The 23,512-nt window shown below is 58.4% G+C and carries 20 protein-coding genes; 14 read left to right on the forward strand and 6 right to left on the reverse strand.

Annotation, left to right across the window (positions count from 1 at the left end; translation table 11 throughout):
- Positions 1 to 94 precede the first annotated feature (94 nt).
- Complete coding sequence (locus ACOCLD_RS04900) at positions 95 to 871, forward strand: substrate-binding periplasmic protein (RefSeq protein WP_257776804.1); 777 nt, start codon at positions 95 to 97, stop codon at positions 869 to 871.
- A 1-nt stretch (position 872) separates the two neighbouring features.
- Here ACOCLD_RS04900 and ACOCLD_RS04905 read toward each other — a convergent pair whose 3' ends face one another.
- Both ACOCLD_RS04905 and ACOCLD_RS04910 read right to left on the reverse strand, forming a co-directional pair.
- Positions 873 to 2,057, reverse strand: coding sequence for an NAD(P)/FAD-dependent oxidoreductase (locus tag ACOCLD_RS04905; protein ID WP_422911062.1), 1,185 nt, complete (start codon positions 2,055 to 2,057; stop codon positions 873 to 875).
- A gap of 55 nt (positions 2,058 to 2,112) precedes the next feature.
- On the reverse strand, positions 2,113 to 2,679 hold the full coding sequence (locus ACOCLD_RS04910) for a GNAT family N-acetyltransferase (RefSeq protein ID WP_422911063.1): 567 nt from the start codon (positions 2,677 to 2,679) through the stop codon (positions 2,113 to 2,115).
- A 136-nt stretch (positions 2,680 to 2,815) separates the two neighbouring features.
- Between ACOCLD_RS04910 and ACOCLD_RS04915 the strand changes: the two genes are divergently transcribed.
- On the forward strand, positions 2,816 to 3,553 hold the full coding sequence (locus tag ACOCLD_RS04915) for a substrate-binding periplasmic protein (RefSeq protein ID WP_422911064.1): 738 nt from the start codon (positions 2,816 to 2,818) through the stop codon (positions 3,551 to 3,553).
- Positions 3,554 to 3,586: 33 nt separating this feature from the next.
- On the opposite strand, the gene ACOCLD_RS04920 is transcribed toward ACOCLD_RS04915, so the two are convergent.
- From ACOCLD_RS04920 to ACOCLD_RS04930, 3 genes are read right to left on the reverse strand one after another with little or no spacing between them, the layout of a single operon-like run.
- A complete protein-coding gene (locus tag ACOCLD_RS04920; RefSeq protein WP_422911065.1) occupies positions 3,587 to 4,822 on the reverse strand; it encodes a diguanylate cyclase domain-containing protein in 1,236 nt (411 codons plus the stop codon).
- 60 nt (positions 4,823 to 4,882) lie between these two features.
- Positions 4,883 to 6,262, reverse strand: coding sequence for an ATP-dependent RNA helicase DbpA (gene dbpA / locus ACOCLD_RS04925; RefSeq protein WP_422911066.1), 1,380 nt, complete (start codon positions 6,260 to 6,262; stop codon positions 4,883 to 4,885).
- Between the two features lie 60 nt (positions 6,263 to 6,322).
- On the reverse strand, positions 6,323 to 8,542 hold the full coding sequence (locus ACOCLD_RS04930; protein WP_422911067.1) for a primosomal protein N': 2,220 nt from the start codon (positions 8,540 to 8,542) through the stop codon (positions 6,323 to 6,325).
- A gap of 155 nt (positions 8,543 to 8,697) precedes the next feature.
- Between ACOCLD_RS04930 and rpmE the strand changes: the two genes are divergently transcribed.
- The 4 genes from rpmE (at position 8,698) to ACOCLD_RS04950 (ending at position 12,547) form a co-directional block, all read left to right on the forward strand.
- Positions 8,698 to 8,913, forward strand: a complete 216-nt coding sequence (rpmE, locus tag ACOCLD_RS04935; RefSeq protein WP_090249983.1) for a 50S ribosomal protein L31 — start codon at positions 8,698 to 8,700, stop codon at positions 8,911 to 8,913.
- 26 nt (positions 8,914 to 8,939) lie between these two features.
- Positions 8,940 to 9,740: a thermonuclease family protein gene (locus ACOCLD_RS04940; protein ID WP_422911757.1), complete on the forward strand. Its 801-nt coding sequence runs from the start codon at positions 8,940 to 8,942 to the stop codon at positions 9,738 to 9,740.
- Positions 9,737 to 11,176, forward strand: coding sequence for a M48 family metalloprotease (locus tag ACOCLD_RS04945; protein ID WP_422911068.1), 1,440 nt, complete (start codon positions 9,737 to 9,739; stop codon positions 11,174 to 11,176). The genes ACOCLD_RS04940 and ACOCLD_RS04945 overlap by 4 nt, the downstream gene beginning before the upstream one ends.
- Positions 11,177 to 11,278: 102 nt before the next feature.
- The gene (locus ACOCLD_RS04950) at positions 11,279 to 12,547 is read left to right on the forward strand and encodes a malic enzyme-like NAD(P)-binding protein (protein ID WP_422911069.1); all 1,269 of its coding nucleotides are present in this window, start codon (positions 11,279 to 11,281) and stop codon (positions 12,545 to 12,547) included.
- Positions 12,548 to 12,637: 90 nt separating this feature from the next.
- On the opposite strand, the gene ACOCLD_RS04955 is transcribed toward ACOCLD_RS04950, so the two are convergent.
- Positions 12,638 to 15,049: a penicillin-binding protein 1A gene (locus tag ACOCLD_RS04955; protein ID WP_422911070.1), complete on the reverse strand. Its 2,412-nt coding sequence runs from the start codon at positions 15,047 to 15,049 to the stop codon at positions 12,638 to 12,640.
- Positions 15,050 to 15,233: 184 nt separating this feature from the next.
- On the opposite strand from ACOCLD_RS04955, the gene ACOCLD_RS04960 reads away from it, so the two are divergent.
- From ACOCLD_RS04960 to ACOCLD_RS04995, 8 genes are read left to right on the forward strand one after another with little or no spacing between them, the layout of a single operon-like run.
- On the forward strand, positions 15,234 to 16,298 hold the full coding sequence (locus ACOCLD_RS04960) for a pilus assembly protein PilM (RefSeq protein WP_257776816.1): 1,065 nt from the start codon (positions 15,234 to 15,236) through the stop codon (positions 16,296 to 16,298).
- Positions 16,298 to 16,870 carry a type 4a pilus biogenesis protein PilN gene (pilN, locus tag ACOCLD_RS04965; RefSeq protein WP_422911071.1) on the forward strand — a complete coding sequence of 191 codons (573 nt, stop codon included), beginning with the start codon at positions 16,298 to 16,300 and terminating at the stop codon, positions 16,868 to 16,870. Before ACOCLD_RS04960 ends, pilN begins: the two co-directional genes overlap by 1 nt.
- Positions 16,867 to 17,490 carry a type 4a pilus biogenesis protein PilO gene (pilO, locus tag ACOCLD_RS04970; RefSeq protein WP_422911072.1) on the forward strand — a complete coding sequence of 208 codons (624 nt, stop codon included), beginning with the start codon at positions 16,867 to 16,869 and terminating at the stop codon, positions 17,488 to 17,490. Before pilN ends, pilO begins: the two co-directional genes overlap by 4 nt.
- The gene (gene pilP, locus ACOCLD_RS04975) at positions 17,487 to 18,011 is read left to right on the forward strand and encodes a type 4a pilus biogenesis lipoprotein PilP (protein WP_422911073.1); all 525 of its coding nucleotides are present in this window, start codon (positions 17,487 to 17,489) and stop codon (positions 18,009 to 18,011) included. The genes pilO and pilP overlap by 4 nt, the downstream gene beginning before the upstream one ends.
- 57 nt (positions 18,012 to 18,068) lie before the next feature.
- Complete coding sequence (gene pilQ, locus ACOCLD_RS04980) at positions 18,069 to 20,162, forward strand: type IV pilus secretin PilQ (RefSeq protein ID WP_422911758.1); 2,094 nt, start codon at positions 18,069 to 18,071, stop codon at positions 20,160 to 20,162.
- A 4-nt stretch (positions 20,163 to 20,166) separates the two neighbouring features.
- The gene (aroK, locus tag ACOCLD_RS04985) at positions 20,167 to 20,685 is read left to right on the forward strand and encodes a shikimate kinase AroK (RefSeq protein ID WP_422911074.1); all 519 of its coding nucleotides are present in this window, start codon (positions 20,167 to 20,169) and stop codon (positions 20,683 to 20,685) included.
- 51 nt (positions 20,686 to 20,736) lie between these two features.
- Positions 20,737 to 21,840 (forward strand): 3-dehydroquinate synthase, encoded by a 1,104-nt coding sequence (gene aroB / locus ACOCLD_RS04990; RefSeq protein ID WP_422911075.1) that lies wholly within the window; start codon positions 20,737 to 20,739, stop codon positions 21,838 to 21,840.
- Between the two features lie 10 nt (positions 21,841 to 21,850).
- Positions 21,851 to 23,452: an AAA family ATPase gene (locus tag ACOCLD_RS04995; protein ID WP_422911076.1), complete on the forward strand. Its 1,602-nt coding sequence runs from the start codon at positions 21,851 to 21,853 to the stop codon at positions 23,450 to 23,452.
- Positions 23,453 to 23,512 lie beyond the last annotated feature (60 nt).

Raw genomic sequence — 23,512 nt, forward strand, 5'->3', positions numbered from 1 at the left:
GCGGTTATTTATCCGTTGTCGGGGCTGGGCGCGTGGTGCGAATCTGCACGGCAGCTACGCTGAAATTATCCGCTGTTTGCGTGAGGCATCCGCCGTGCTGTTCACCCCTTTACGTGCTTTGCTCCCGCTGCTGTTCGCTAGCCTGCTGTGCGCACCGCTGACGGCCGAGCCGTTGCGCTTGTTTACCGAAGAGTACCCACCGATCAATTTCAGTGAGAACGGTGAACCGGCGGGTCTGGCCACTGAGGTGGTCAAAGAAATCATGCGCCGTACCGGGCAGAGCGCGCCGATCAGCGTGGTGCCCTGGGCACGCGGATATCAGGAGGCTCTGACCCGCGCCAACACCGGGCTGTTTGTGGCCATGCGCACCCGCGAGCGTGAGCAGTTGTTCAAGTGGGTCGGGCCGATTACCCGCAATGTCACCAGCTTCTACGCGCTGCGCCGCTCCTTTCTCTCGATCAGCCGCGCTGAGGAAGCTCGTGAATACGGTGAAATAGCCGTACCGCGCGATTGGTACAGCCATCAGCGGCTGTTAAGCGATGGCTTCAGTAACCTGACCCCGGTCACCGGTCCGGCGCAGGTGGTGAGCATGCTCAAGCGTGGGCGGGTCAAGCTGATGGTGCTGGACAACCTGAGCATCAATGCGCTGCTGGCCCAGGGCGATATCCAGGCAGATGAGGTACAGCTGCTGTTCAACTATATGCACAGCGACAGCTATATCGCCTTTTCTCAACAAACCGACGATGCGCTGATCAGCCGCTGGCAACGCGAGCTGGACGCGATGAAGCAGGACGGCAGCTTTGCCGCTATCCATCACAAGTGGTTACCGGGCGAGCCGCTGCCGCCGCTTGAGCCGGCCCCGGCCCCTTGAGTCAGACAAACTGCGCAGCGGCGTAGCCCGAGGCCCAGGCCCACTGGAAGTTGAAACCACCCAGATGGCCCGTGACATCCAGCACCTCGCCGACAAAATACAGCCCAGGCGATTTCAGCGACTCCATGGTCTTTGACGATACTTCGCGGGTATCCACACCGCCCAGGGTGACCTCGGCGGTGCGATAGCCCTCGGTGCCAGCTGGCACCAGTTGCCAGTCACCAAGCTGCGCGGCAATCGCCTTGAGTTCGGCGTGGGTGTACTGCTTCAGCGGTTTGGAGGCAAACCAGTTGTCCGCCAGCAGGCCGGCCATCTTCTTGGTAAACAACTCGGCGAGCAGGGTTTTCAACTCGCTGTTGGGCCGCTCGCGTTGCTGCTGCTCCAGCCACTCGGGCAGGTCGATATGCGGCAGCAGGTTGATGCTGATGGCCTCACCCGGCTGCCAGAACGAGGAAATTTGCAGAATCGCCGGGCCACTGAGGCCGCGGTGAGTGAACAGGATGTTTTCCTTGAAACTCTGCCCGTTGCAGCTCACCACACAGTCTTCCACCGAGGTGCCGGACAGCTCAGTGCACAGCGCCTTGAGTTGTGGGTCGGTAATGGTGAACGGCACCAGGCCCGCGCGGGTCGGTAGCAGGGTATGGCCGAACTGCTTGGCGACCTGATAGCCAAAACCGCTGGCGCCGAGGGTTGGAATCGACAGGCCGCCGGTGGCGATCACCAGCGACTCGCAGCGCACTGCGCCGGCGCTGGTTTGCAACTGGTAGCCGCTGTCCAGTTTGCTGATCTCACTGACCGAGCTGTCCAGGCGCAGCGTCACGCCGGCCTCGTCACACTCGCTGAGCAGCAGGCCGAGGATGTCGCTGGCCTTGTTGTCGCAGAACAGTTGGCCGAGCTTCTTCTCGTGGTAGGGCACGCCATGCTTGGCCACCAGGCCGATAAAGTCCCACTGGGTGTAGCGCGCCAGGGCGGATTTGCAGAAGTGCGGGTTTTCCGAGAGAAAGTTGCTCGGCTCGCAGTACATATTGGTGAAATTGCAGCGCCCGCCACCGGACATCAGGATCTTCTTGCCGGCCTTGTTGGCGTGATCGAGCAATAGCACCTGACGCCCGCGCGCGGCAGCGGTCAATGCGCACATAAGCCCGGCAGCACCGGCTCCGATAATCACGACCTGGGGTGTCAGCACTGCAATTTCCTCAACCTGCGACCCGCGCCACTGCGGACGCAAAACAGCGCGCATCTTAACCGCAAGTTGTCGGGTGCGCTTGCGAGCTGGACCTGAGGTCGTAGGCCATTACCTGCATACCGATCTCCAGCAGGTCAGTGTTGAATGGGATGTCACCACAGCTGCGAAAACCAAACCGCGTATAGAAGGCATGTGCCGCGTGATTGCTCCTTAGAACATCCAGCCACAGCAGGTGTTGCTGCCGTGCTGATGCGCACTCACAGATAACTCTTAGTAACTGCTCACCATAGCCTTTGCCGGTCGCGGATTTGAGTAGATAGATCTTCTGCAGCTCTACCCCAACTTTGTTGCCCAGCGGCATGGGACTATTCCAGTTGAGCTTGGCAAAGCCCAAGGGATTGCCGGCATGGTTCTCGGCCAGTAGCCAGAGGTGTTGTTCTGTCGCTGTGAGTGAGCTGATTAGCGTTTCTCTGGAAAAATCGGCTGCAAGAAAGTGCTGCATGCCAGCGGTTGTCCAGATATCACTGAAATGTTCGCGATAGGTTGTGCAGCCAATGCGTTGCAAGGTTTCTAAGTCGCTATGGTTGGCTACTCGAATGCGTAGGGGGTGGTGTAGCGTCATGTGGCAGAACTCCTTTTGTGCCGTATTGGTTGTTGTGTGCACAGAATAGCGTTTGGCCTGTGCGTGGCTAAGGTTCACTGTCAAAAAGCGCTACGGCAGCTAGGATTAGTTTTCTGCTTTCTCTGGAAGCCTGTTGATGAATGGAATGCGTGTTTGCCTGCTGTTGTGGGTGCTCCTGCTGCCCTTGCATGGCAATGCTGCGCAAGCCCTGCGGCTGGTGGCTGACCCCTGGCCGCCGTTCAATGATCAGACGCTGCTCAATAACGGTGTGGCTTCTGACCTGGTGGCCACGGCGCTCAGTCGTGCCGGCTACACCACCAGCTATGCCCAGGTGCCCTGGGAACGTGCGGTGCGCGGGTTGCAGCAGGACACCTACGATGTGCTGATCAACGCTTGGTACACCGATGAGCGGGCCGTCTTCGGTCATTACTCGCAGCCTTATCTGATCAACCGCATCCGTTTTCTGCAGCGCAAGGGTAGCCAGATCAAGTTCACCCAGTTGCCCGACCTGTACCCCTACAGCATTGCCGTGGTGCGCGGTTATGCCTATTCCAGCGAGTTTGATCAGGACAGCCGGCTCACCAAGGTCGGCGTGGTCGGCTTTGAGGTCGGTGCGCGCATGTTGCAGGCGCGGCGGGTGCAGTTGACCCTTGAGGATGAGCTGGTGGCGCGCTATCACCTGAGCCGCAGCCTGGCCGGGATTCGCGATCAGCTGGAGTTTCTGCCGCAGCCGTTAAGCGAGAACGGCCTGCATATTCTGGTCAGCCGTAAACACCCGCAGCACCGGCAGATTGCCGATGCCTTCAACAAGGCGATTGAGGACATGCGCGCCGATGGCAGTTATGCGCAGATCTTTCTGCGCCATGGGCTCTAGAGTCTTCGCTGCTGCATCCTTAGCCAGCGCTGGTCACTGCCAGCAGTTGCGCCCACGGCCCTGGCTCTTGGCCTGATACAGGCGCAGGTCGGCCTGGTGCAGCAGGCTTTCCAGGTCGTCCGGAGCACCGTGGTAGATGCCGGCGCTGAACGACAGCGGCGGTGCGCCAACGGCGTATTTCAGGCTGGCGCAGTAGCTGCGCAACTGGTCGAGGGCGTCGCTGAGGGTGGCGGCGTCCTGCTGGCTGACCATGGCGAACTCTTCACCGCCCAGACGGCCGAGCAGAGCATCGGGGAACACCGCAGAAAATGCCCGGGCAAATGCGATCAGTGCGGCGTCACCGCTGGCGTGGCCGTGTTCGTCGTTGATCCGTTTGAAGAAATCCAGATCGAGCATCGCCACGCTGAGGTCGCGGCCGCCTGAGCGGGCCTGCTGGAACAGTTGCTGGCCGTGCTCGTAGAACGCCCGGCGGTTGTTCAGCCCGGTGAGGGCGTCGAACTGCGCGGCTTGTTTCAGTGCGCGCAGCAGGTCGCGGCGCTCCAGGGTCGACATCACCCGGCAGTTGAGCTCTTCCGGGCAGAAGGGCTTGCGCAGAAAGTCGTCGGCACCGTGTTTGATAAACTTGGCGCTGAGCGAGCCCTTGGTGTCGGCAGACAGGCCGAGAATGATCAGTTCGTGGCGTTTCATCTTCTGCCGCAGCAGCTTGACCAGATCAAAACCACTCAGTCCCGGCATGCTGTGGTCGACCACCAGCAGGTCGATATCCGGCTGCTCCTTGAGGATGCGCAGGGCTTCGTCGCCGTCGCAGGCTTCGAGAATCTGGTAGCGATGCGGGGTCAGCACATGGCGGATGTAGTGGCGGGTGGCCTCGGAGTCCTCGGCGATCAGGATCTTTACCGCACTGTTGCTTTCCAGGCGGTGCAACAGGCGGAAGGCGTATTCGTAGGAGTGCTGGCTTTCCTTGAGTACGTAGTCGACCACGCCCTTGAGCAGCATCTGGTCGCGGCGCTGTTCGTTATAGGTGCCGCTGAGCACGATGCAGGGCAAGTGGTAACTCATCACCACATCGACGATCTCGCCGTCCGGGGCGTCCGGCAGGTTGAGGTCGACGATGGCGGCGAAGAACAGCTCGGCCGAGGTTTCCAGCATCACCTGGGCTTCACCCATGGAGGCGCAGAAGATTGGCTGGAAGCCCGTCTCCTTGCGAAACAGATGTTCGAGAATCTTCAGCACCAGTGGGCTGTCTTCGATCACCAGGATATTGCGCAAGGGGATACTCCTCTGTCGCTGGCCGCATCACTGCGGCCGTCTGTTTAGCTCATGCGGCAACTATAGGGTACGCACGCGCAGCGAACGACCTTTGATCTTGCCTTCATTGAGGCACTTGAGTGCCTGCATGGCGACGACGCGCTCAACGGCTACATAAGCCTGGAAGTCGAAGATAGCGATCTTGCCGACCTGCGCGCCAGGGATGCCGGCTGCACCTGTCAGGGCGCCGAGAATATCGCCGGGGCGCAGTTTGTCTTTGCGCCCGGCGCCGATGCACAGGGTGATCATCGATGGCTGCAACGGCGCGCCGCCCTGGTGTTTCAGGCTGCTCAGCGGATGCCAGTTGAGTGGCGACTTTTGCAGGGTTTCGATGGCCTGGGCGCGATGGCCTTCGGCTGGTGCGACCAGACTCACGGCCAGGCCCTTTTCACCGGCACGTCCGGTGCGGCCGACGCGGTGAATATGAATTTCCGAATCACGCGCCAGTTCGACGTTGATCACCATGTCCAGTGCATCGATATCCAGACCGCGTGCGGCGACGTCGGTGGCCACCAGCACGGACAGGCTGCGGTTGGCGAACATCGCCAGTACCTGATCACGGTCGCGTTGCTCCAGGTCACCATGCAGTGCGGCGGCCGAGATGCCTTTGGCAGTGAGGTGGTCGACCACGTCCTGGCATTGCTGCTTGGTAAAGCAGAAGGCCACGCAGGACTGCGGGCGGAAGCTGTTGAGCAACTTGACCACGGCGTCCAGGCGCTCTTCCGGGGCGATTTCGTAGAAGCGCTGCTCAATCTGCGTGTCGTCGTGCAGGGCCTCGGCCTTGACCTGCTGCGGGTCGCGCATAAAGGCGGCGGCCAGCTGTTTGATCCCGGCCGGGTAGGTGGCGGAGAACAGCAGGGTCTGCCGGCGGCTCGGGGTCTGCCCGATGATGTCGGCGATGCTGTCGTAAAAGCCCATGTCGAGCATGCGATCGGCTTCATCAAGCACCAGGGTGTTGAGGCCGTCGAGTTTCAGCGTGCCCTTGCTCAGGTGCTGCTGAACCCGGCCCGGGGTGCCGACGATGATCTGCGCGCCGTGTTCCAGCGAGCCGATCTGCGGGCCGAACGGCACGCCACCGCACAGGGTGAGGATCTTGATGTTGTCTGCCGAACGGGCCAGGCGGCGCAGTTCCTTAGCCACCTGATCGGCGAGCTCGCGGGTCGGGCAGAGCACCAGCGCCTGGCAGCCGAAGTAGCGCGGGTTGAGCGGGTTGAGCAGGCCGATGCCAAAAGCGGCGGTTTTGCCGCTGCCAGTCTTGGCCTGAGCAATCAGGTCCATGCCCTTGAGCATGACAGGCAGACTCTGCGCCTGAATCGGCGTCATCTCGGCGTAACCGAGGGACTCGAGGTTGGCCAACATGGCGGCGGAAAGCGGCAAAGAGGAGAAAGCGGTTTGAGTCACGGTGCAGGCCTGCTAAACGAAATGGCGTGCAGTGTAACAGGCTGCGCGCGGCGGCCTGTCTTAGAACAGATCGATGGGGTCTACGTCTAACGACCAACGCACCGCGCGGCCACTGGGCATCTGTTCCAGGGCGTGCATCCAGGGATTGAGCAGGCGGTGCAACGGTGCGCGGGCGTTGGCCTGCACCAGCAGTTGCGCGCGATAACGCCCGGCGCGGCGTTCCATTGGCGCGGGCACCGGGCCGAGCAGTTCGATGCCGCTGAGTTTCAGCTCATTCAACAACAACTCGGCTTCAGTGCAGGCGTCGTCGAGAAAGCCTTCGGCCTGGCCAGGTTTGTGCGCTTCGGCGCGCAGCAGCGCGAGGTGGCAGAACGGCGGTAGACCAGCGCTGCGCCGTTCGCTGAGGGCCTGTTCGGCGAAGGCGAAATAGCCCTGTTCGGTCAGCTGCACCAATAAAGGGTGGTCGGCCAAGTGGCTCTGGATAATCACCTTGCCCGGCTCTTCGGCACGTCCGGCGCGCCCGGCCACCTGTACGATCAGCTGGGCCATGCGCTCGCTGGCGCGAAAATCCGCCGAGAACAACCCGCCATCGGCATCGAGAATCGCCACCAGGGTTACGCGCGGGAAGTGGTGCCCCTTGGCGAGCATCTGCGTGCCGACCAGAATGCACGGTTCACCACGCTGCACGGTATTGAACAGGCTGGTCATGGCCTCCTTGCGTGAGGTGCTGTCGCGATCGACACGCAACACCGGTACACCAGGGAAGAGAATCTCCAGGCGTTCTTCGGCGCGTTCGGTGCCAGCACCGACCGGGCGCAGATCGACGGTGTTGCACTTCGGACAGTTGCTCGGCTGGCGCTCGACATGCCCGCAGTGGTGGCAACGCAGCTCGCGCGAGCGCTGATGCACGGTCATGCGGGCGTCGCAGCGCGGGCACTCGGACAACCAGCCGCAGTCGTGGCAGAGCAGGGTCGGGGCGAAACCGCGGCGGTTGAGGAACACCAACACTTGCTGGCCGGCCTGCAGGGTTTGTGCAATGGCCTGCTGCATGGGGCCGGAGATCCCGGAATCCAGTGGCCGGCTTTTCACATCCAGGCGCAGAAAGCGCGGCTGCTTGGCGCCGCCGGCGCGTTCACGCAGGTGCAGCAGGGCATAGCGGCCGTTGTGGGCGTTGTGCAGACTTTCCAGCGAGGGTGTGGCCGAGCCCAGCACGATCGGGATATTTTCCTGATGGGCGCGCACCACCGCTAGATCGCGGGCGTGGTAGCGCAGACCTTCCTGCTGTTTATAGGAGGCGTCGTGTTCTTCATCGATGATGATCAGCCCCGGCCGCTGCATGGGGGTGAACAGCGCCGAGCGGGTGCCGATGATGATGTCGGCCTCGCCATCGCGCGCCGCCAGCCACGCGTCCAGGCGCTCGCGGTCATTCACCGCGGAATGCAGCAGGGCGATGCGTGCGTTGAAGCGCTGCTCGAAGCGCGCCAGCGTTTGCGGGCCGAGGTTGATCTCGGGGATCAGCACCAGGGCCTGCTTGCCGGCCTCCAGGGTTTCGCGGATCAGCTGCAGGTAGACCTCGGTCTTGCCGCTGCCGGTGACCCCGGCGAGAAGAAAGGCGTTAAAGCTGCCGAAACCTGAGCGGATCGCCGCGCTGGCCGTGCGCTGTTCGGCATTCAGCGGCAGTTCCGGTTGCGCCAGCCAGTTGGCGTGGCGCTCGCTTGGCGCATGGCGGCGCACGTCAATCTGTACCAGGCCCTTTTCCAGCAGCAGGTCGAGGCTGTCCTTGTTCAGCTGCAATTTGCTCAGCAGTGCATGGGCAACGCCGTGGGGGTGCTGGGCCAGAGTTTTCAGGGCATCGCGCTGGCGCGGTGCGCGGCTCAGGCGTGGGTCGTCCAGTTGTGCACCGGGCGTGACCGACCAGAAGCGCTGTTGGCGCACTTCCGCCGGCTCGCCCTGGCGCAGCAGCACCGGCAGCGCCCAGCTCAGCGTGTCGCCCAGGCTGTGCTGGTAATACTGCGCGGTCCACAGGCACAGCTTGAACAGTGCGGGCGGCAGCGGCGATTGCGCGTCGAGCAATTGCAGGGCGGGTTTGAGCTTGTCGGCTGGGACTTCGCTGTGTTCGGTCACTTCGATCAGGATGCCGATCATCTCGCGCCGGCCAAACGGCACGCGCAGCCGCGCACCAGGCTGCAAGGCGCTGCGCGGTACACCGGGCGGGGCTCGGTAGTCGAACAGGCGGCGCAGCGGCGAGGGCAAGGCGAGGCGCAGAATCACGTCGGGCACGCAGAGGCTCCAGTGGCAAGGCCGCGATCTTAGCACGCAGGCAAGCGACGGCCGGCCTTGCGTCGCGGCGGTGCTCTGGTATTATCGCCGGCCTATTTCCGTGCGGTACCTGACAATAGTGTCTGGTGGCGGCACGACAGCCCTGAGGAATCATCATGAAAGCCGATATCCACCCGAACTATGTAGCCGTCACCGCCACCTGCAGCTGTGGCAACGTGATCGAAACTCGCTCCACCCTGGCCAAGCCACTGAGCCTGGATGTGTGCAACGAGTGCCACCCGTTCTACACCGGCAAGCAGAAAATGCTGGATACCGGCGGTCGTGTTGATCGCTTCAAGCAGCGTTTCGGCATGTTCGGCGCCAAGCAGTAAGCTTGCGCGCAGCGACGCAGACCCACATGGTTTGCACCTCGCTACTGAAAAAGGCGTCCCTTGTGGGCGCCTTTTTCGTTTTCGGCGTTTATGCCGGCGGCGCGCTGGCGTTCTGCCCGGCGCCGGGCAACCTGCCCAGCGCCAAGGTGCAGCGTGTGGTCGATGGCGACACCTTGCGCCTGGTCGATGGCCGCAATGTGCGCTTGATCGGGCTGAACAGCCCGGAAATGGGCCGCCAGGGCCGCTCTGCCGAGCCTTTCGCCGAGGCAGCACGCAAACGTTTGCAGGCCCTGATAGCGGCCAGCGCTGGCCGAGTCTCGTTGCAGTACGGCCAGCAGGCCAAGGATCACTACGGGCGCACCCTGGCGCACGCCTATGACAGCGGCGGGCGCAATCTGGAGGCGCAGTTGCTCGCCGAGGGTTTGGGTTATCAGGTGGCTGTTGCACCTAATCTTGCACTGGTGCAGTGCCAGCAAGCTGCCGAGCGCAGTGCTAGGCAGGCACGTACCGGGCTCTGGCAGCGTTCTCCGGTGCAAACCGCTGCACAGTTGAAAAGCGGCGGCTTTGCTCTGTTGCAGGGCCGGGTTGAGCGTGTCGAGCGCAATGGCGGCGGCCTGTGGCTGGAAATGGGCGATGCGCTGGTGCTGCATATCGCGCCCCGGGCGCTGGGCAATTTTGACCTGCGCGCCGTCGAAGACCTTGAAGGTCGCCAGGTCGAGGCGCGCGGCTGGGTGATCGACCGCGCCAAACATGGCGGCTTGCGTGCGGGGCAGGCGCGCTGGATGCTGCCATTGACCGATCAGGCCATGTTGGAGGTTCTGCCATGATCCTGCGCGTACTGACGTTCTTTGTGCTGCTGTCGCAACTGGCCGGCTGTGCGGTCAATCCGGCCACTGGCCGCAGCGACTTTGTGATGATGAGCGAGCAGCAGGAACTTGACCTCGGTCGTCGCTACAACCAGCAGATCCTCAAGGAAAATCCGCGCTACGCCGACGAAAAGCTGCAGGCCTATGTGCAGCAGGTGGGTGAGCGGGTGGCGAAGAACAGCCACCGCAACCAGCTGGCCTATCAGTTCACCGTGGTCGATAGCCCGGACATCAACGCTTTTGCCCTGCCTGGGGGCTACATCTATATCCATCGCGGACTGCTGGCCTATCTCAGCTCGGAAGCCGAGCTGGCCGCCGTGCTCGGGCATGAGGTGGGCCACGTCACCGCCCGGCACAGCGTGCAGCAGCAAAGCCAGTCCACTGCCTGGGGCTTGCTCGGGCAGGCGGTGGCAATTGGCACTGGTGTGGGTGCCGCTGCCGATGTCACCAGCGTGCTGGGCGGCGCCGTTGTGCGCGGCTATGGCCGTGACATGGAGCTGGAGGCCGACGGCCTGGGGGCGCAGTACCTCGCGCGTAGCGGTTATGACCCGCTGGCGATGATCGAAGTGGTCAAGGTGCTGAAAAATCAGGAAGACTTCGCTCGTGACCAGGCCGCAGCGCGCGGTGAGGCGCAGCCTGCGGGCGGTTACCACGGGCTGTTTGATACTCATCCGGACAATGATCGGCGTCTGCAGCAGGTGCTGGGCCCGGCGCGGGCCTTGGCCACCGGCCAGCAGGAGGTCAATCGCGAGGCCTTTCTCAAGCGCCTGGAAGGCTTGCCCTTTGGTGATTCGGCCGAAACTGGCGTGCGTCGCGGCCAGCGTTTCTACCATGCCGATTTGAATTTCACCCTGGCGTTCCCCCAAGGCTGGAACCTGGTCAACCGTCCGGATGCGCTGATCGGCCACACCGCGGACCAGCAGGCATTTATTGCCATGACCCTGGATGACAATCCGCAGCAACTGACGCCAGCTGAGCTGTTGCGCCAGCGCGTCGGCGGTCAGCGTCTGGTGGCCGGCGTCGAGTTGCAGCAAGCCGGCCTCAAGGGCTATAGCGCGATAATTCCCGGCAATGCCGCCAAACGCGTGGCGGTTATCCAGCATGGTGCGCAGTCTTACCTGTTCGTCGCTGCGGTGCGTGGACGCGCCTCGCTGGAGTCTCAGGATGAGCAGTTTCTTCGCGTGATCAAAAGCTTCCGGCCGATGACCAGCGCCGAGTACCAGCAGGCCCAGCCGCTGCGCCTGCATATGGTCAAGGTCAAGCCGGGGCAAACCATCGAGGCGCTGGCCAAGGGCAGCACGTTGCCGGGCAATGCGCTACAGACTCTGCGCCTGCTGAATAACCTTTACCCGTCAGGTCAGCCGCGTGCTGGCGACTGGCTGAAGGTCGTGCGCTAGGGCCTGCGTGCGCATACGGACTTGCCAGTCTTGTGCAGCTGTATACAACTTGCGTATCCTCGGCCGCCTGCCTGTTCAACAGCCCAAAGCGGAAATGCCAACATGTCTGATTTGAAAACAGCCGCTCTCGAATATCACGCCCATCCCCGTCCGGGTAAGCTGAGTGTCGAGCTAACCAAGCCCACCGCAACCGCACGCGATCTGTCCCTGGCTTACAGCCCGGGTGTCGCTGAGCCTGTGCGCGAAATCGCGCGTGATCCGGAGCTGGCGTACCGCTATACCGGCAAAGGCAATCTGGTGGCAGTCATTTCTGACGGTACCGCGATTCTCGGCCTGGGCGACCTCGGCCCGCTGGCTTCCAAGCCAGTGATGGAAGGTAAGGGCGTGTTGTTCAAGCGCTTTGCCGGTATCGACGTATTCGACATCGAAGTCGAGTCCGAAAGCCCGCAGGCCTTTATCGACACCGTACGCCGCATCTCGATCACCTTTGGTGGCATCAACCTGGAAGACATCAAGGCACCTGAGTGCTTTGAGATTGAACGCACGCTGATCGAACAGTGCGATATTCCAGTATTCCACGATGACCAGCACGGCACCGCTATCGTGACTGCGGCCGGCATGCTCAATGCCCTGGAAATCGCCGGCAAGACCCTGCCGGAAGCCAAAATTGTCTGCCTGGGCGCTGGCGCTGCCGCCATCTCTTGCATGAAGTTGCTGGTGAGCATGGGTGCCAAGGTCGAGAACATTTACATGATCGACCGCAAGGGCGTGATCCACGCTGGTCGTGACGATCTGAACCAGTACAAGGCGGTGTTTGCCAGCGAAACCAGCAAGCGCACCCTATCCGATGCACTGGATGGTGCGGACGTGTTTGTCGGTCTGTCCGGTGCCAACCTGTTGGCCCCTGAAGACCTCAAGCGCATGGCGGCCAACCCGATCGTGTTCGCCTGCTCCAACCCGGACCCGGAAATCAAGCCGGAGCTGGCGCGTGAAGTGCGCAGCGATGTGATCATGGCTACCGGTCGTTCCGACTACCCGAACCAGGTCAACAACGTGCTCGGCTTCCCGTTCATCTTCCGTGGTGCGCTGGACGTTCGCGCGACTCGCATCAACGAAGAAATGAAGATCGCCGCTGCCCTGGCGCTGCGTGATCTGGCCAAGCTGCCGGTGCCGCAGGAAGTCTGCGACGCCTATGGTGGTATCGCTCTGTCGTTCGGTCGTGAGTACATCATTCCGAAGCCGATGGATCCTCGTCTGATCACCGTGGTCTGTGATGCGGTGGCCAAGGCGGCTATCGAGAGCGGTGTGGCGACGCTGCCCTATCCCAAGCACTACCCGCTGCAGTCGGTCAACGACGTGTTCAACGGCTAAACCTGCAAGCAATAAAAAACCCGCTACGGCGGGTTTTTTATTGCTTGCTTATCCATCTGAGCACTGGCACCAACCTGTGCCAGTGGCGGCTTAGAACAGGTCGAGCGGAGCTGCCTCATCGGCTGGCAGTGGGCTGCCAGGGATGCTCATACCCGGATCGAATTCTCCCAACGGCGGTGGCGAGTCTTCGCTCTTGAACAACTCGAAGTAGGCATCCGGTGTGTCTGGTGTAGCGGCGCGCCCGCTGTGAGGGTCAACGCGCAGGGTCAACAGCCCTTCGGGCTCGGGCAGCAGGTGGCTGGGTTTATCCTTCAGGGCTGCGCCCATGTAACTTATCCAGATGGGCAGTGCCACGGTGCCGCCGTATTCATTGCGGCCAAGGCTTTCCGGCTGATCGAAACCAGCCCAGACAGTGGTGATGTAGTCGGCGTTGTAGCCAGAGAACCAGCTGTCCTTCGACTCGTTGGTGGTGCCGGTTTTCCCTGCCAGGTCATCCCGGCCCATGGCCATTGCACGGCGGCCGGTTCCGCGCTTGATCACGTCCTGCAGCATGCTGGTCATGATGTAGGCGGTACGACCATCAATGATCTGCTCGGCGAGGATCGGCTCTGCCGGCAAGGGCTGATCACCCACAATCAGTGTGGTGCTGCGCTGCTGGGCGAGCTGTTCAATACCAGCAGGGGTTTGTGCCGGGTTGGCGTTGAACAGTTGCTTGCCGTTACGGTCTTCGATGCGTTCGATCAGGTAGGGCTCAATCTTGTAGCCGCCGTTGGCGAAGGTGCTCCAGCCTTCGGCGATCTCCATCGGCGTTAGACTTGCAGTGCCCAGGGCCAGGGACAGATTGGGCGGCAGGTCCTTGCGCTCAAATCCGAAGCGTTCGATATAGCTCAATGTGCTGTTGATGCCGAGATCTTGCAGCAGGCGGATCGAAACCAGATTGCGCGAGCGATACAGTGCTTCACGCAGGCGAATCGGGCCGAGGAAGGTGTTGTTGTCATTTTTCGGCCGCCAGACCTGCGACAACGCATCGTCGGCAAATACTATCGGGGCGTCATTCACCAGCGTCGCGGCGGTGTAGCCCTTGTCCAGAGCGGCGCTGTAGACGAAGGGTTTGAAGCTCGAGCCTGGCTGACGTTTGGCCTGGGCCGCGCGGTTGTAGTTGCTCTGCTCGAAAGAGAAGCCGCCGACCAGGGCGCGAATGGCACCATTGTTCGGGTCAAGTGATACCAGGGCGCTCTGTGCTGCCGGTAGCTGCACAAAGCGTAAGCTGCCGTCGTCCTGACGCTGTACGCGGATCAGGTCACCAATCTGGCTGACATCCGCTGGCTGCTGCGGGCGTGGGCCGAGGCTGTTGGTATTGAGGAAGGGGCGCGCCCACTTCATGCTGTCCCAGGCTACAGCCTGTTCTTCGCCGCTGCGTAGCAACACCAGAATGCCGCTTTTTTCCACGCTGGTGACGATGGCCGGCTCCAGGCCGCCAAGGGACGTCTGTTTGCTCAGCTCGCTGAGCCAGTTTTCCTTGGTCATGCCCGGCAGGCGACTTTCCGGGCCGCGGTAGCCATGGCGCTGGTCGTAGGTGATCAAGCCTTCGCGCACAGCGCTGTTGGCGGCGATTTGCAGATCACTGGGCACTGTAGTGGTGACGTTGAAGCCTTCGGTATAGGCCTCGCTGCCATACCGACCGACCATCTCGGCGCGGGCCATCTCGGCAATATAAGGTGCAACCAGTTCCGGGGCTGGAACGTGGTAACTGACGTTGATCGGTTCTGCCAGGGCTTCGTCGTAGCGCTGTTTGTCGATCCGGCCAAGGCTGTACATGCGTCCGAGAATCCAGTCGCGGCGTTCGAGTGCACGCGTCGGGTTGACCAGCGGGTTGAAGCGCGAGGGTGCCTTGGGCAGGCCGGCAATCATGGCCATCTGCGCCAGGCTGGTGTCGCGGATCGACTTGCCGTAATAGACCTGGGCAGCCGCTTCGATACCGTAAGCACGGTTCCCCAGGTAAATCTTGTTCACATAAAGTTCAAGAATTTCGTTCTTACTGAGTTCCCGTTCAATTTGCAGTGCTAGAAGTATCTCGTTGATCTTGCGAGAGAAACTTCGCTCGCTAGTGAGAAAGAAGTTCTTGGCCACCTGCATAGTGATGGTGCTGCCACCGGTTTGGATCTGCCCGCTTTTCACGATTTGCGTTGCAGCGCGCATCAGGCTGGTAAGGTCAACGCCATAATGGTTGGCAAAGTTGTCGTCTTCGGCGGCGAGCAGTGCGCTGATGAAGTCTTGAGGGATGTCGGCAAAGGCGATAGGCGAACGGCGCATTTCGCCAAATTCTGCGATCAGCTTGGCGTCGCTGCTGTAGACCCGCAGCGGGATCTGCAACTGGATGCTGCGCAAAGATTCGACGGATGGAAGGCTAGGGCTAAGATAGAGGAAGGCCCCGCTGAAACTGAGTACCAAGCCACAAAAAACGGCGAGGCAGGACCAGCAGAAAAAACGCAAAAGACGCATCAAGATTTTTGGATTTCCAGATAAAAGAACGAGTTAAGCCGAACACAAGGTTAAAAGAGAAAAACTGATCACATTATAAGCGGTTTTTTTGCTGGGTAGCCATTTGCGCTTCTGTCAAGACTGTTATTTAATGTGAAAAAACATAAATAGTCCGTAAGTCGCGGATGCCAATAGGAAATCGGTCGTGCTAGGGCTCTTCAATAAGAAAGCGAATACGCTACTCGGGATCGATATCAGTTCGACCTCCGTCAAGCTCCTCGAATTGAGCCGCTCCGGAAGCCGCTACAAGGTAGAGGCTTACGCAGTCGAGCCGCTCCCCCCTAATGCTGTGGTCGAAAAGAACATCGCCGAGTTGGAAGGGGTGGGGCAGGCCCTTTCGCGCGTTTTGGCAAAAGCTAAAAGCGGTGTGAAGACAGCCGCAGTGGCGGTTGCTGGCTCTGCTGTGATCACTAAGACCATCGAGATGGAAGCAGGCCTTTCGGACGATGAGCTGGAAAACCAGCTGAAAATCGAGGCCGATCAGTACATCCCCTATCCGCTTGAAGAAGTTGCAATCGACTTTGAGGTGCAAGGTGCATCGCCGCGCAATGCTGAGCGCGTCGAAGTGCTGCTTGCAGCGTGCCGCAAGGAAAACGTCGAAGTGCGTGAAGCGGCTTTGGCGCTGGCCGGTTTGACCGCCAAGGTTGTCGACGTTGAGGCCTATGCCCTTGAGCGTGCTTACGGCCTGTTGATCGAGCAGCTTGGCGGTGGTCGCGATGAGCTGACAGTCGCGGTCGTCGATATCGGCGCCACCATGACCACTTTGAGTGTGCTGCACAACGGTCGCACCATCTATACCCGCGAACAGTTGTTTGGTGGCAAGCAACTCACCGAAGAGATTCAGCGGCGCTATGGCCTTTCCGTAGAAGAGGCTGGCCTAGCCAAGAAGCAGGGCGGCCTGCCTGACGACTACGAAAGTGAAGTGCTGCAGCCATTCAAAGAAGCTGTCGTGCAGCAGGTTGCTCGTTCGCTGCAATTCTTCTTTGCTGCTGGCCAGTTCAATGATGTGGATTACATCCTGCTGGCGGGCGGTACCGCGTCAATTCCAGATCTAGATCGCCTGATTCAGCAGAAAATCGGCACCCAGACATTGGTTGCCAATCCCTTCGCTGAAATGGCGCTGAGCGGCAAGGTTAACGCAGGAGCGCTCGCCAGCGATGCGCCAGCCTTGATGATTGCCTGCGGTCTGGCGATGAGGAGTTTTGACTAATGGCGCGGATTAACCTACTCCCTTGGCGCGAGCAGCTGCGTGAAGAGCGTAAGCAGCGATTTCTTGTAACGCTTGCAGGGGTTTTTATTGTTGCGGCGGGTGCTGTTTTTTTGGGCGATCAATACCTCAGCGGTGCGATTGAGCAGCAAGATGCGCGAAATGAGTTTGTGCGCAAAGAGATTGCTGTTCTAGATGCGCGCATAAAGGAAATTAGTGAGCTTAAAACGCGTCGTCAGCAGTTGCTCGAGCGTATGAAGATTATTCAAGACCTTCAAGGTAATCGCCCAATTATTGGTCGTGTTTTTGATCAGTTGGTTAGAACGCTTCCAGATGGTGTGTATTTTACCGGTATAAAAATGACTGGTAAAAGCATTGCCATCATAGGTGCTGCTGAGTCGAACAATCGGGTTTCTAGCTTGATGCGCAGCTTAGATGCCTCTGAGTGGTTAACAGCGCCCAATCTCACAGGGGTTAAATCTGTTACAGCTGGTGCGGTTGATCAAGCTAATGTGTTCCAACTGACGGTTCAGCAGACTCAGCCGGATTTGGCTGTTGAGGGGGGCAAGCAATGAGCCTTAATGACTCTTTGGAGAGCTTGCGTAAGATTGATCTAAATGATCTTGATTTTAATAACGTTGGGTCTTGGCCAGCTGCTGTAAAGTTCATGGCCGGTATCGTTCTTTTTTCGGCGGTTCTGGCTTTTGGTTACAACTTTCATCTGAAAGACTTGCAGGCTCAACTAGAAAGCAAGCAGGTTGAAGAAACCACGCTCAAAGAGCAGTTTACGAGCAAGGCTTTTCAAGCAGCAAATCTGGATGCCTATAAAGAACAAATGCAAGAAATGGAAGTTTCCTTTGGCGCTCTGTTAAAGCAGCTACCTAGTGATACAGAGGTTCCTGGTTTACTCGAAGATATTACTCGCACCGGGTTGGGTAGCGGTCTTGAATTTGAGGAGATCAAGCTTTTGCCTGAGGCGGCTCAGCAATTTTATATCGAGTTGCCTATACAAATTACTGTTGTTGGCTCGTATCATGACCTGGCAACTTTTGTTAGTGGTGTTGCGAGTCTGCCAAGAATTGTAACCTTGCATGATTTTGATTTGATTTCCGCTGGGGGTGGTAGTTATTCCCAGCTTAGGATGAGTATATTGGCTAAAACTTATCGGTATAATGATAAGGGGGGGCAGCCATGAGGATTTCTTTTGGTGGATTGGTTCTTTCTTTCATGCTTCTTGCTGGGTGCGGTCTTGGTGGGGATTTTTCTGATCTCCAGAGCTATATGGATGAAGTGCGTGCTCGCCCTAAGGGTGAGATTGAGCCGTTACCAAAATTCCTGCCATATGAAAGCTTTGCTTACAGTGCAGCCTCGCTACGAAGTCCATTTCAGCCGCCTATAAAATTAGAGGTTAATAGTAGGCAGAAGGGAAGTCAGGATATAAAACCTGATGAGGCTCGAGCGAAACAGTTTCTCGAGGGCTTCAATATAGAAACTTTCGTCATGGTTGGTACTCTTGCTAACGAGTCTGGAGCCTTTGCGCTAATTGACGGTGCAGGTGGTGTTCATCGTGTGAAAGTTGGTGATTATTTGGGGCGCAATCATGGGCGCATACTTGCTATCGAAGAGTCCAAGATTGATGTTGTAGAGATTGTTCCGGATGGTGAGGGTGGCTGGTTAGAGCGTCCGCGAACTTTGTCCCTTAAAGAGCGCTCTTGAAATTAGGGCGGGATAAATATGAAAAAGAACAACCAATCTGCTCGGCGGAATATGACAATGAAAAATTCCATTCCATCGATAGGGCTCTCGCTGCTTGCCGTGCTTCTGTCGCCCTCACTTATGGCTGCTAATTTACAGGCGCTTGATGTCGCTGCTTTGCCTGGTGATCGAGTTGAGTTGAAGCTTTCGTTTGATGAGCCTGTACTGGCTCCTCGCGGTTACACGATTGAGCAGCCAGCACGTATTGCTCTCGACTTACCTGGTGTCTCAAACAAACTTGGTGCTAAAAATCGTGAATTGGGCGTTGGTAATGCGCGCAGTGTAACTGTTGTTGAGGCTAAGGATCGAACTCGTTTAATTATTAATTTGACGAATCTCGTCCCGTATCAGACTCGAGCTGATGGTAATAACCTATATGTAACTGTTGGTGACGGTGGGGCGGTACTAGCGCCGTCAGTGAGTAGTCAGCCAGTAGCTGCAGCTATCACGCCGTCAGTCAAACAATATACGCCTAAGTCTAGGGAGATTGGTGGTATTGATTTCCAGCGTGGGGAGCTTGGCGAAGGCAACATAGTCATTAGTTTGTCTGATGCTTCCGTTACTCCTGACATACAGGATCAGGGTGGCAAAATTCGGCTGGACTTCTCTAGGACTAACCTTCCTGACGCTCTTCGGGTGAAGTTGGATGTCAAGGATTTTGCAACTCCGGTTCAATTTGTCACTGCCTCGGGTACGGGTGACAAGGCGAGTGTCCTCATTGAGCCTGTCGGTGTTTATGACTATTTGGCGTATCAAACAGATAATAAATTGACGATTAGTGTGAAGCCACTTACGCAGGTTGAGGCTGAAAAGCGCAAGGCAGACAGCTTTGCATACTCCGGGGAGAAACTTTCCCTGAATTTTCAAGATATTGATGTTCGTTCTGTTCTTCAATTAATTGCTGATTTTACAGATTTGAACCTTGTCGCTAGCGATACTGTGGCCGGAAACATAACCCTTCGCCTTCAGAATGTACCGTGGGACCAGGCTTTAGATCTTGTTCTCAAAACTAAAGGTCTGGATAAGCGCAAGATTGGTAATGTCTTACTTGTTGCTCCGGCGGATGAAATTGCTGCGCGTGAGCGTCAAGAACTTGAATCTCAGAAGCAGATTGCTGAGTTGGCTCCTTTGCGTCGTGAATTGATTCAGGTTAATTATGCAAAAGCATCTGATATGGCGCAGCTCTTCCAATCAGTAACTAGTGCGGACGGTTCTGCCGATTCGCGTGGCTCAGTGACTGTGGATGACAGAACTAACAGCATAATTGCTTATCAGACCCAGGAGCGTCTTGATGAGCTGCGACGTATTGTGGCGCAGTTAGACGTTGCTGTTCGCCAAGTTATGATTGAAGCGCGGATCGTTGAAGCGAATGTTGATTACGATAAGGCGCTTGGTGTCAACTGGCGTGGTGCGCGAGTAGGAGATAACAATTTTGTTGTGGGGGGCAGCGGTGGTAATCGAACCGGGGCGCCAGGCTATGGTCAGAATGCGGGGGTTCAAAATCCAACAACTTCATTAGGTAATTTTGTTGATATGGGAGTTGTTGGGAGAACATCAGGTATCGGTATCGGTTTCATTACGGATAACGCGATCCTTGACTTGGAACTCTCGGCTATGGAGAAAACAGGTAATGGTGAGGTCGTTTCGCAGCCAAAAGTTGTCACATCTGACAAAGAAACTGCCAAGATTTTGAAGGGCTCAGAGATTCCGTATCAAGAAGCTAGCTCTAGTGGCGCAAGTACAACATCTTTCAAAGAGGCTGCATTGTCTTTGGAGGTGACTCCGCAGATTACGCCTGATAATCGCATCATTATGGAAGTTAAGGTTACGAAGGATGCTCCGGATTTTGGGCGTGCAGTTAATGGGGTTCCACCCATTAATAAGAACGAGGTGAATGCTAAGGTTCTTGTCAATGACGGTGAAACAATAGTAATTGGCGGTGTTTTCTCTAACACGCAGACAAAAACTGTAGACAAGGTTCCGTTTTTGGGGGATCTGCCTTATTTAGGTCGTCTGTTTAAGCGTGATGTTGTTCAGGATAATAAGTCCGAGCTGTTGATCTTCCTCACTCCACGCATCATGAACAACCAGGCCGTCGCGGTGAGTCGTTGATTCAGTGCGAAATTTGATCCTTGTAGGCCCGATGGGGGCTGGTAAAAGCACCATCGGGCGTTTGCTAGCTAAAGAGTTGCGGTTGCCGTTCAAAGACTCAGATAAAGAGATTGAGCAGCGCACCGGCGCGGACATCCCCTGGATCTTCGATGTTGAAGGTGAGCAGGGTTTTCGCGAGCGTGAGCAGGCGGTGATCGCAGATCTTTGTGATGCGGGCGATATGGTGTTGGCGACAGGTGGTGGTGCGGTTATGCGCGCTGAAAACCGTGACGCCCTTAAGCGCGGTGGTCATGTGGTTTATTTGCATGCTTCTGTTGAGCAGCAGGTGGACCGTACTTCTAGAGATCGCAATCGGCCGTTGTTGCGGGCGGCAGATCCGGGCAAGGTTTTGGCAGACCTGCTTGCGATTCGTGACCCGCTTTATCGTGAGATTGCCGATATCGTGGTGGAAACCGACGAGCGTCCGCCTCGTCTGGTGGTGCAAGAGATCCTAGAGCGTCTTGAGGCGCTTTCTCCCCGTTAAAGCGCAGGCTGAACTGCGCTATCCTAGGCCCCTTTGTAACCTGGGGGCTTTATGCAGACTCTTCATGTCGATCTTGGTGAACGCAGCTACCCGATCTATATCGGTGCCGAGCTGTTAGCGCGTGTGGATTTGCTGGCTGCCCATATAGTGGGGCGGCAAGTCGCAATCGTGACCAATGAGACAGTCGCTCCTCTTTATCTGGCTGCGCTTGAGCGGTTGCTCGCGGGCTATACCGTTACCTCGGTGATTCTTCCTGATGGTGAAAGCTACAAAACTTGGGAAACCCTGCAGCTGATTTTTGATGGCTTGCTGGGTGCGCGGCATGATCGGCGCACAACGGTGATTGCCTTGGGCGGCGGTGTAATTGGTGATATGGCGGGTTTTGCTGCTGCCTGTTATCAGCGAGGCGTAAATTTTATCCAAGTGCCAACAACGCTGCTGTCGCAGGTAGATTCATCCGTTGGCGGCAAAACCGGTATCAACCACCCGCTGGGTAAGAACATGGTCGGGGCGTTTCACCAGCCGCAAGCTGTGTTGATTGATACGGGCACGTTGGTTACGTTGCCGGCTCGTGAGTTGTCTGCTGGTCTTGCCGAAGTAATCAAGTACGGCCTGATATGTGACGAGCCTTTTCTGTCATGGCTCGAGGAACATATGCCTGCGCTGCGGGCGCTTGATCCGCAGGCGTTGACCGCTGCAATTGCTCGCTCCTGTGCGGCCAAAGCACGTGTGGTGGCGGCCGATGAGCGTGAGTCCGGGGTGCGCGCCACCTTGAACCTCGGGCATACCTTCGGTCATGCCATAGAAACGCATCAGGGGTACGGTGTCTGGCTGCATGGTGAGGCGGTTGCTGCTGGCACGGTCATGGCGTTGGATATGTCTGAGCGCTTGGGCTGGATTACGGCTGCAGCGCGTGAGCGTGCGGTGCGTTTATTTGTCGCGGCGGGTTTGCCTGTGGTGCCGCCGCAAGATATGACGGCCGAGGATTTTATGGAGCATATGGCGGTCGACAAGAAAGTCCTTGATGGCAAGTTGCGTCTGGTGTTGTTGCGCGGCTTGGGCGAGGCGGTGGTAACCGGTGATTTTCCCCGGGAAATTTTGAATGCCACGCTGAGCGCAGATTATGCGGCGCAGCTGGCTCAGCTTAAAAACTAACGAGTGGCCCATGACAAGTTTGCATGCTGACGAGGCGTTTCTCGATCACTACCAGTTCACCCATGACCCCTTCGCATCCCGGGTGCCAGGGTTCAAATTCTTTCCGGCGCAGCGCAAGCCGGTATTGGGGCAGCTGCATCACCTGGCGCGATACAGTCAGTTGTTGTTGGTGGTCAGTGGTCCGGACGGCAGTGGTAAGACGCTGCTGCGTCAGGCATTGGTTGCGAGCACTAACAAGCAGGCCGTGCAGAGTGTTGTGGTTTCTGCGAAAGGCGCTTCTGATCCTGCGAGCATTCTGCGTCAGGTTGCTCAGGGCTTGCAGGTGCAGCGTCCGGAGTTGCCGGCGATTTTGGCCCAGGTCGGGCAGTTGGCGCTGACTGGGCAGGAAGTCTATGTGCTGGTTGATGATGCCGAGGATCTCAGTGACGCCGCGTTGACCAGCCTGCTGACTCTGGCAGGTGGCAATGCCGAGGGGCGTCCTCACGTTTTCCTGTTTGCCGAGTCGCAGCTGTTGCCGCGCCTTGAGCAGGTTGCGGCAGGCGATGAATGTTTCCATGTCATTGAGTTGCAGCCCTATAGCGAAGACGAGACCCGTGAGTACATGGCGCAGCGTCTGGAAGGGGCTGGACAGGGTATTGAAGTCTTCAGTGATGATCAGGTCGCCGACATTCATGAGCAGTCCGCCGGCTGGCCGGGTGCGATCAACCAGGTTGCTCGCGAAACGCTGGTGGATTCAATGTTGGCGCGGCGCGGTGCAGCGGGTCGTGGAGGGTTTGCCTTTAGTCTGCCGCGCAAGCATCTATTGGCGCTGTGCGTCGTCGCTGTGGGTGTTCTCGCTGCGTGGTTTATGCAGGGGCGTGTAGCTGAAGATGTTGAGGCGCCAGTGATTGCACAGTTGCCGCTGGGTGGCGACGCTGCGCCGCCTGCTGTGGTGGCGGGCGGGGCAACACCTGCTGCGCCTGCGGTTGCACCTGCTATTCAGTTCGAGGGTGCCAACCAGCCGTTGCCGCTGCCTTTGGTGGGTGAAGCGCAGCCGGTCATTCGTGAGCCTCTGGCTCAGGCTGCTGGGTTGAGTGGTGCGGAAGAGGCTGATGTTGCAGGGGTGCCATCTACTCCTGAGTTGGTTGCTGAGGCAGCGCCAGTGCGCCCTGCAGCGATTCCGGGTTTGCCAGCTACGCCGGTTGCGCCTGCTGTCACTGAGCCTGTCAAGGTTGCGCCTCCGGTTGCTCCAGTGGTGAAGCCTGCTGCGCCTGTGGTTGCCACTGCGCCGGTTGCAAAACCGCAGGTGTCGACCCCTCCTGCCAAGCCGGCGACTTCATCTGTTGGTGGCGACTGGTATTCGGCTCAGGCGGGTTCGCGTTTTACCCTGCAGATACTCGGTGCTCGTCTGGAAAGTGGTGCGCAGGCTTTTGTAAAAGCCCATGGTGCGGATTACCACTATTTCAAGAAGCAGCATCAGGGCAAGCCGCTCTACGTGGTGACCTATGGTAGCTTTGCAACCCGTGAAGCGGCTCAGGCGGCCTTGCGCACTCTGCCTGCCAAGGTTCAGGCAGGTAAACCATGGCCGCGCAACTTTGCCGGCATTCAGCAAGAGATTGCCCAGGCGCGCTAGCTGATACACTTCGGCGCTTGTGCTGACCGGTCGGTCGCTACCACGACCTTCCGGTCTTAT

Origin of the sequence: Pseudomonas cimarronensis, from assembly GCF_049331905.1 — a bacterium.
Classification (GTDB): Bacteria; Pseudomonadota; Gammaproteobacteria; order Pseudomonadales; family Pseudomonadaceae; genus Aquipseudomonas.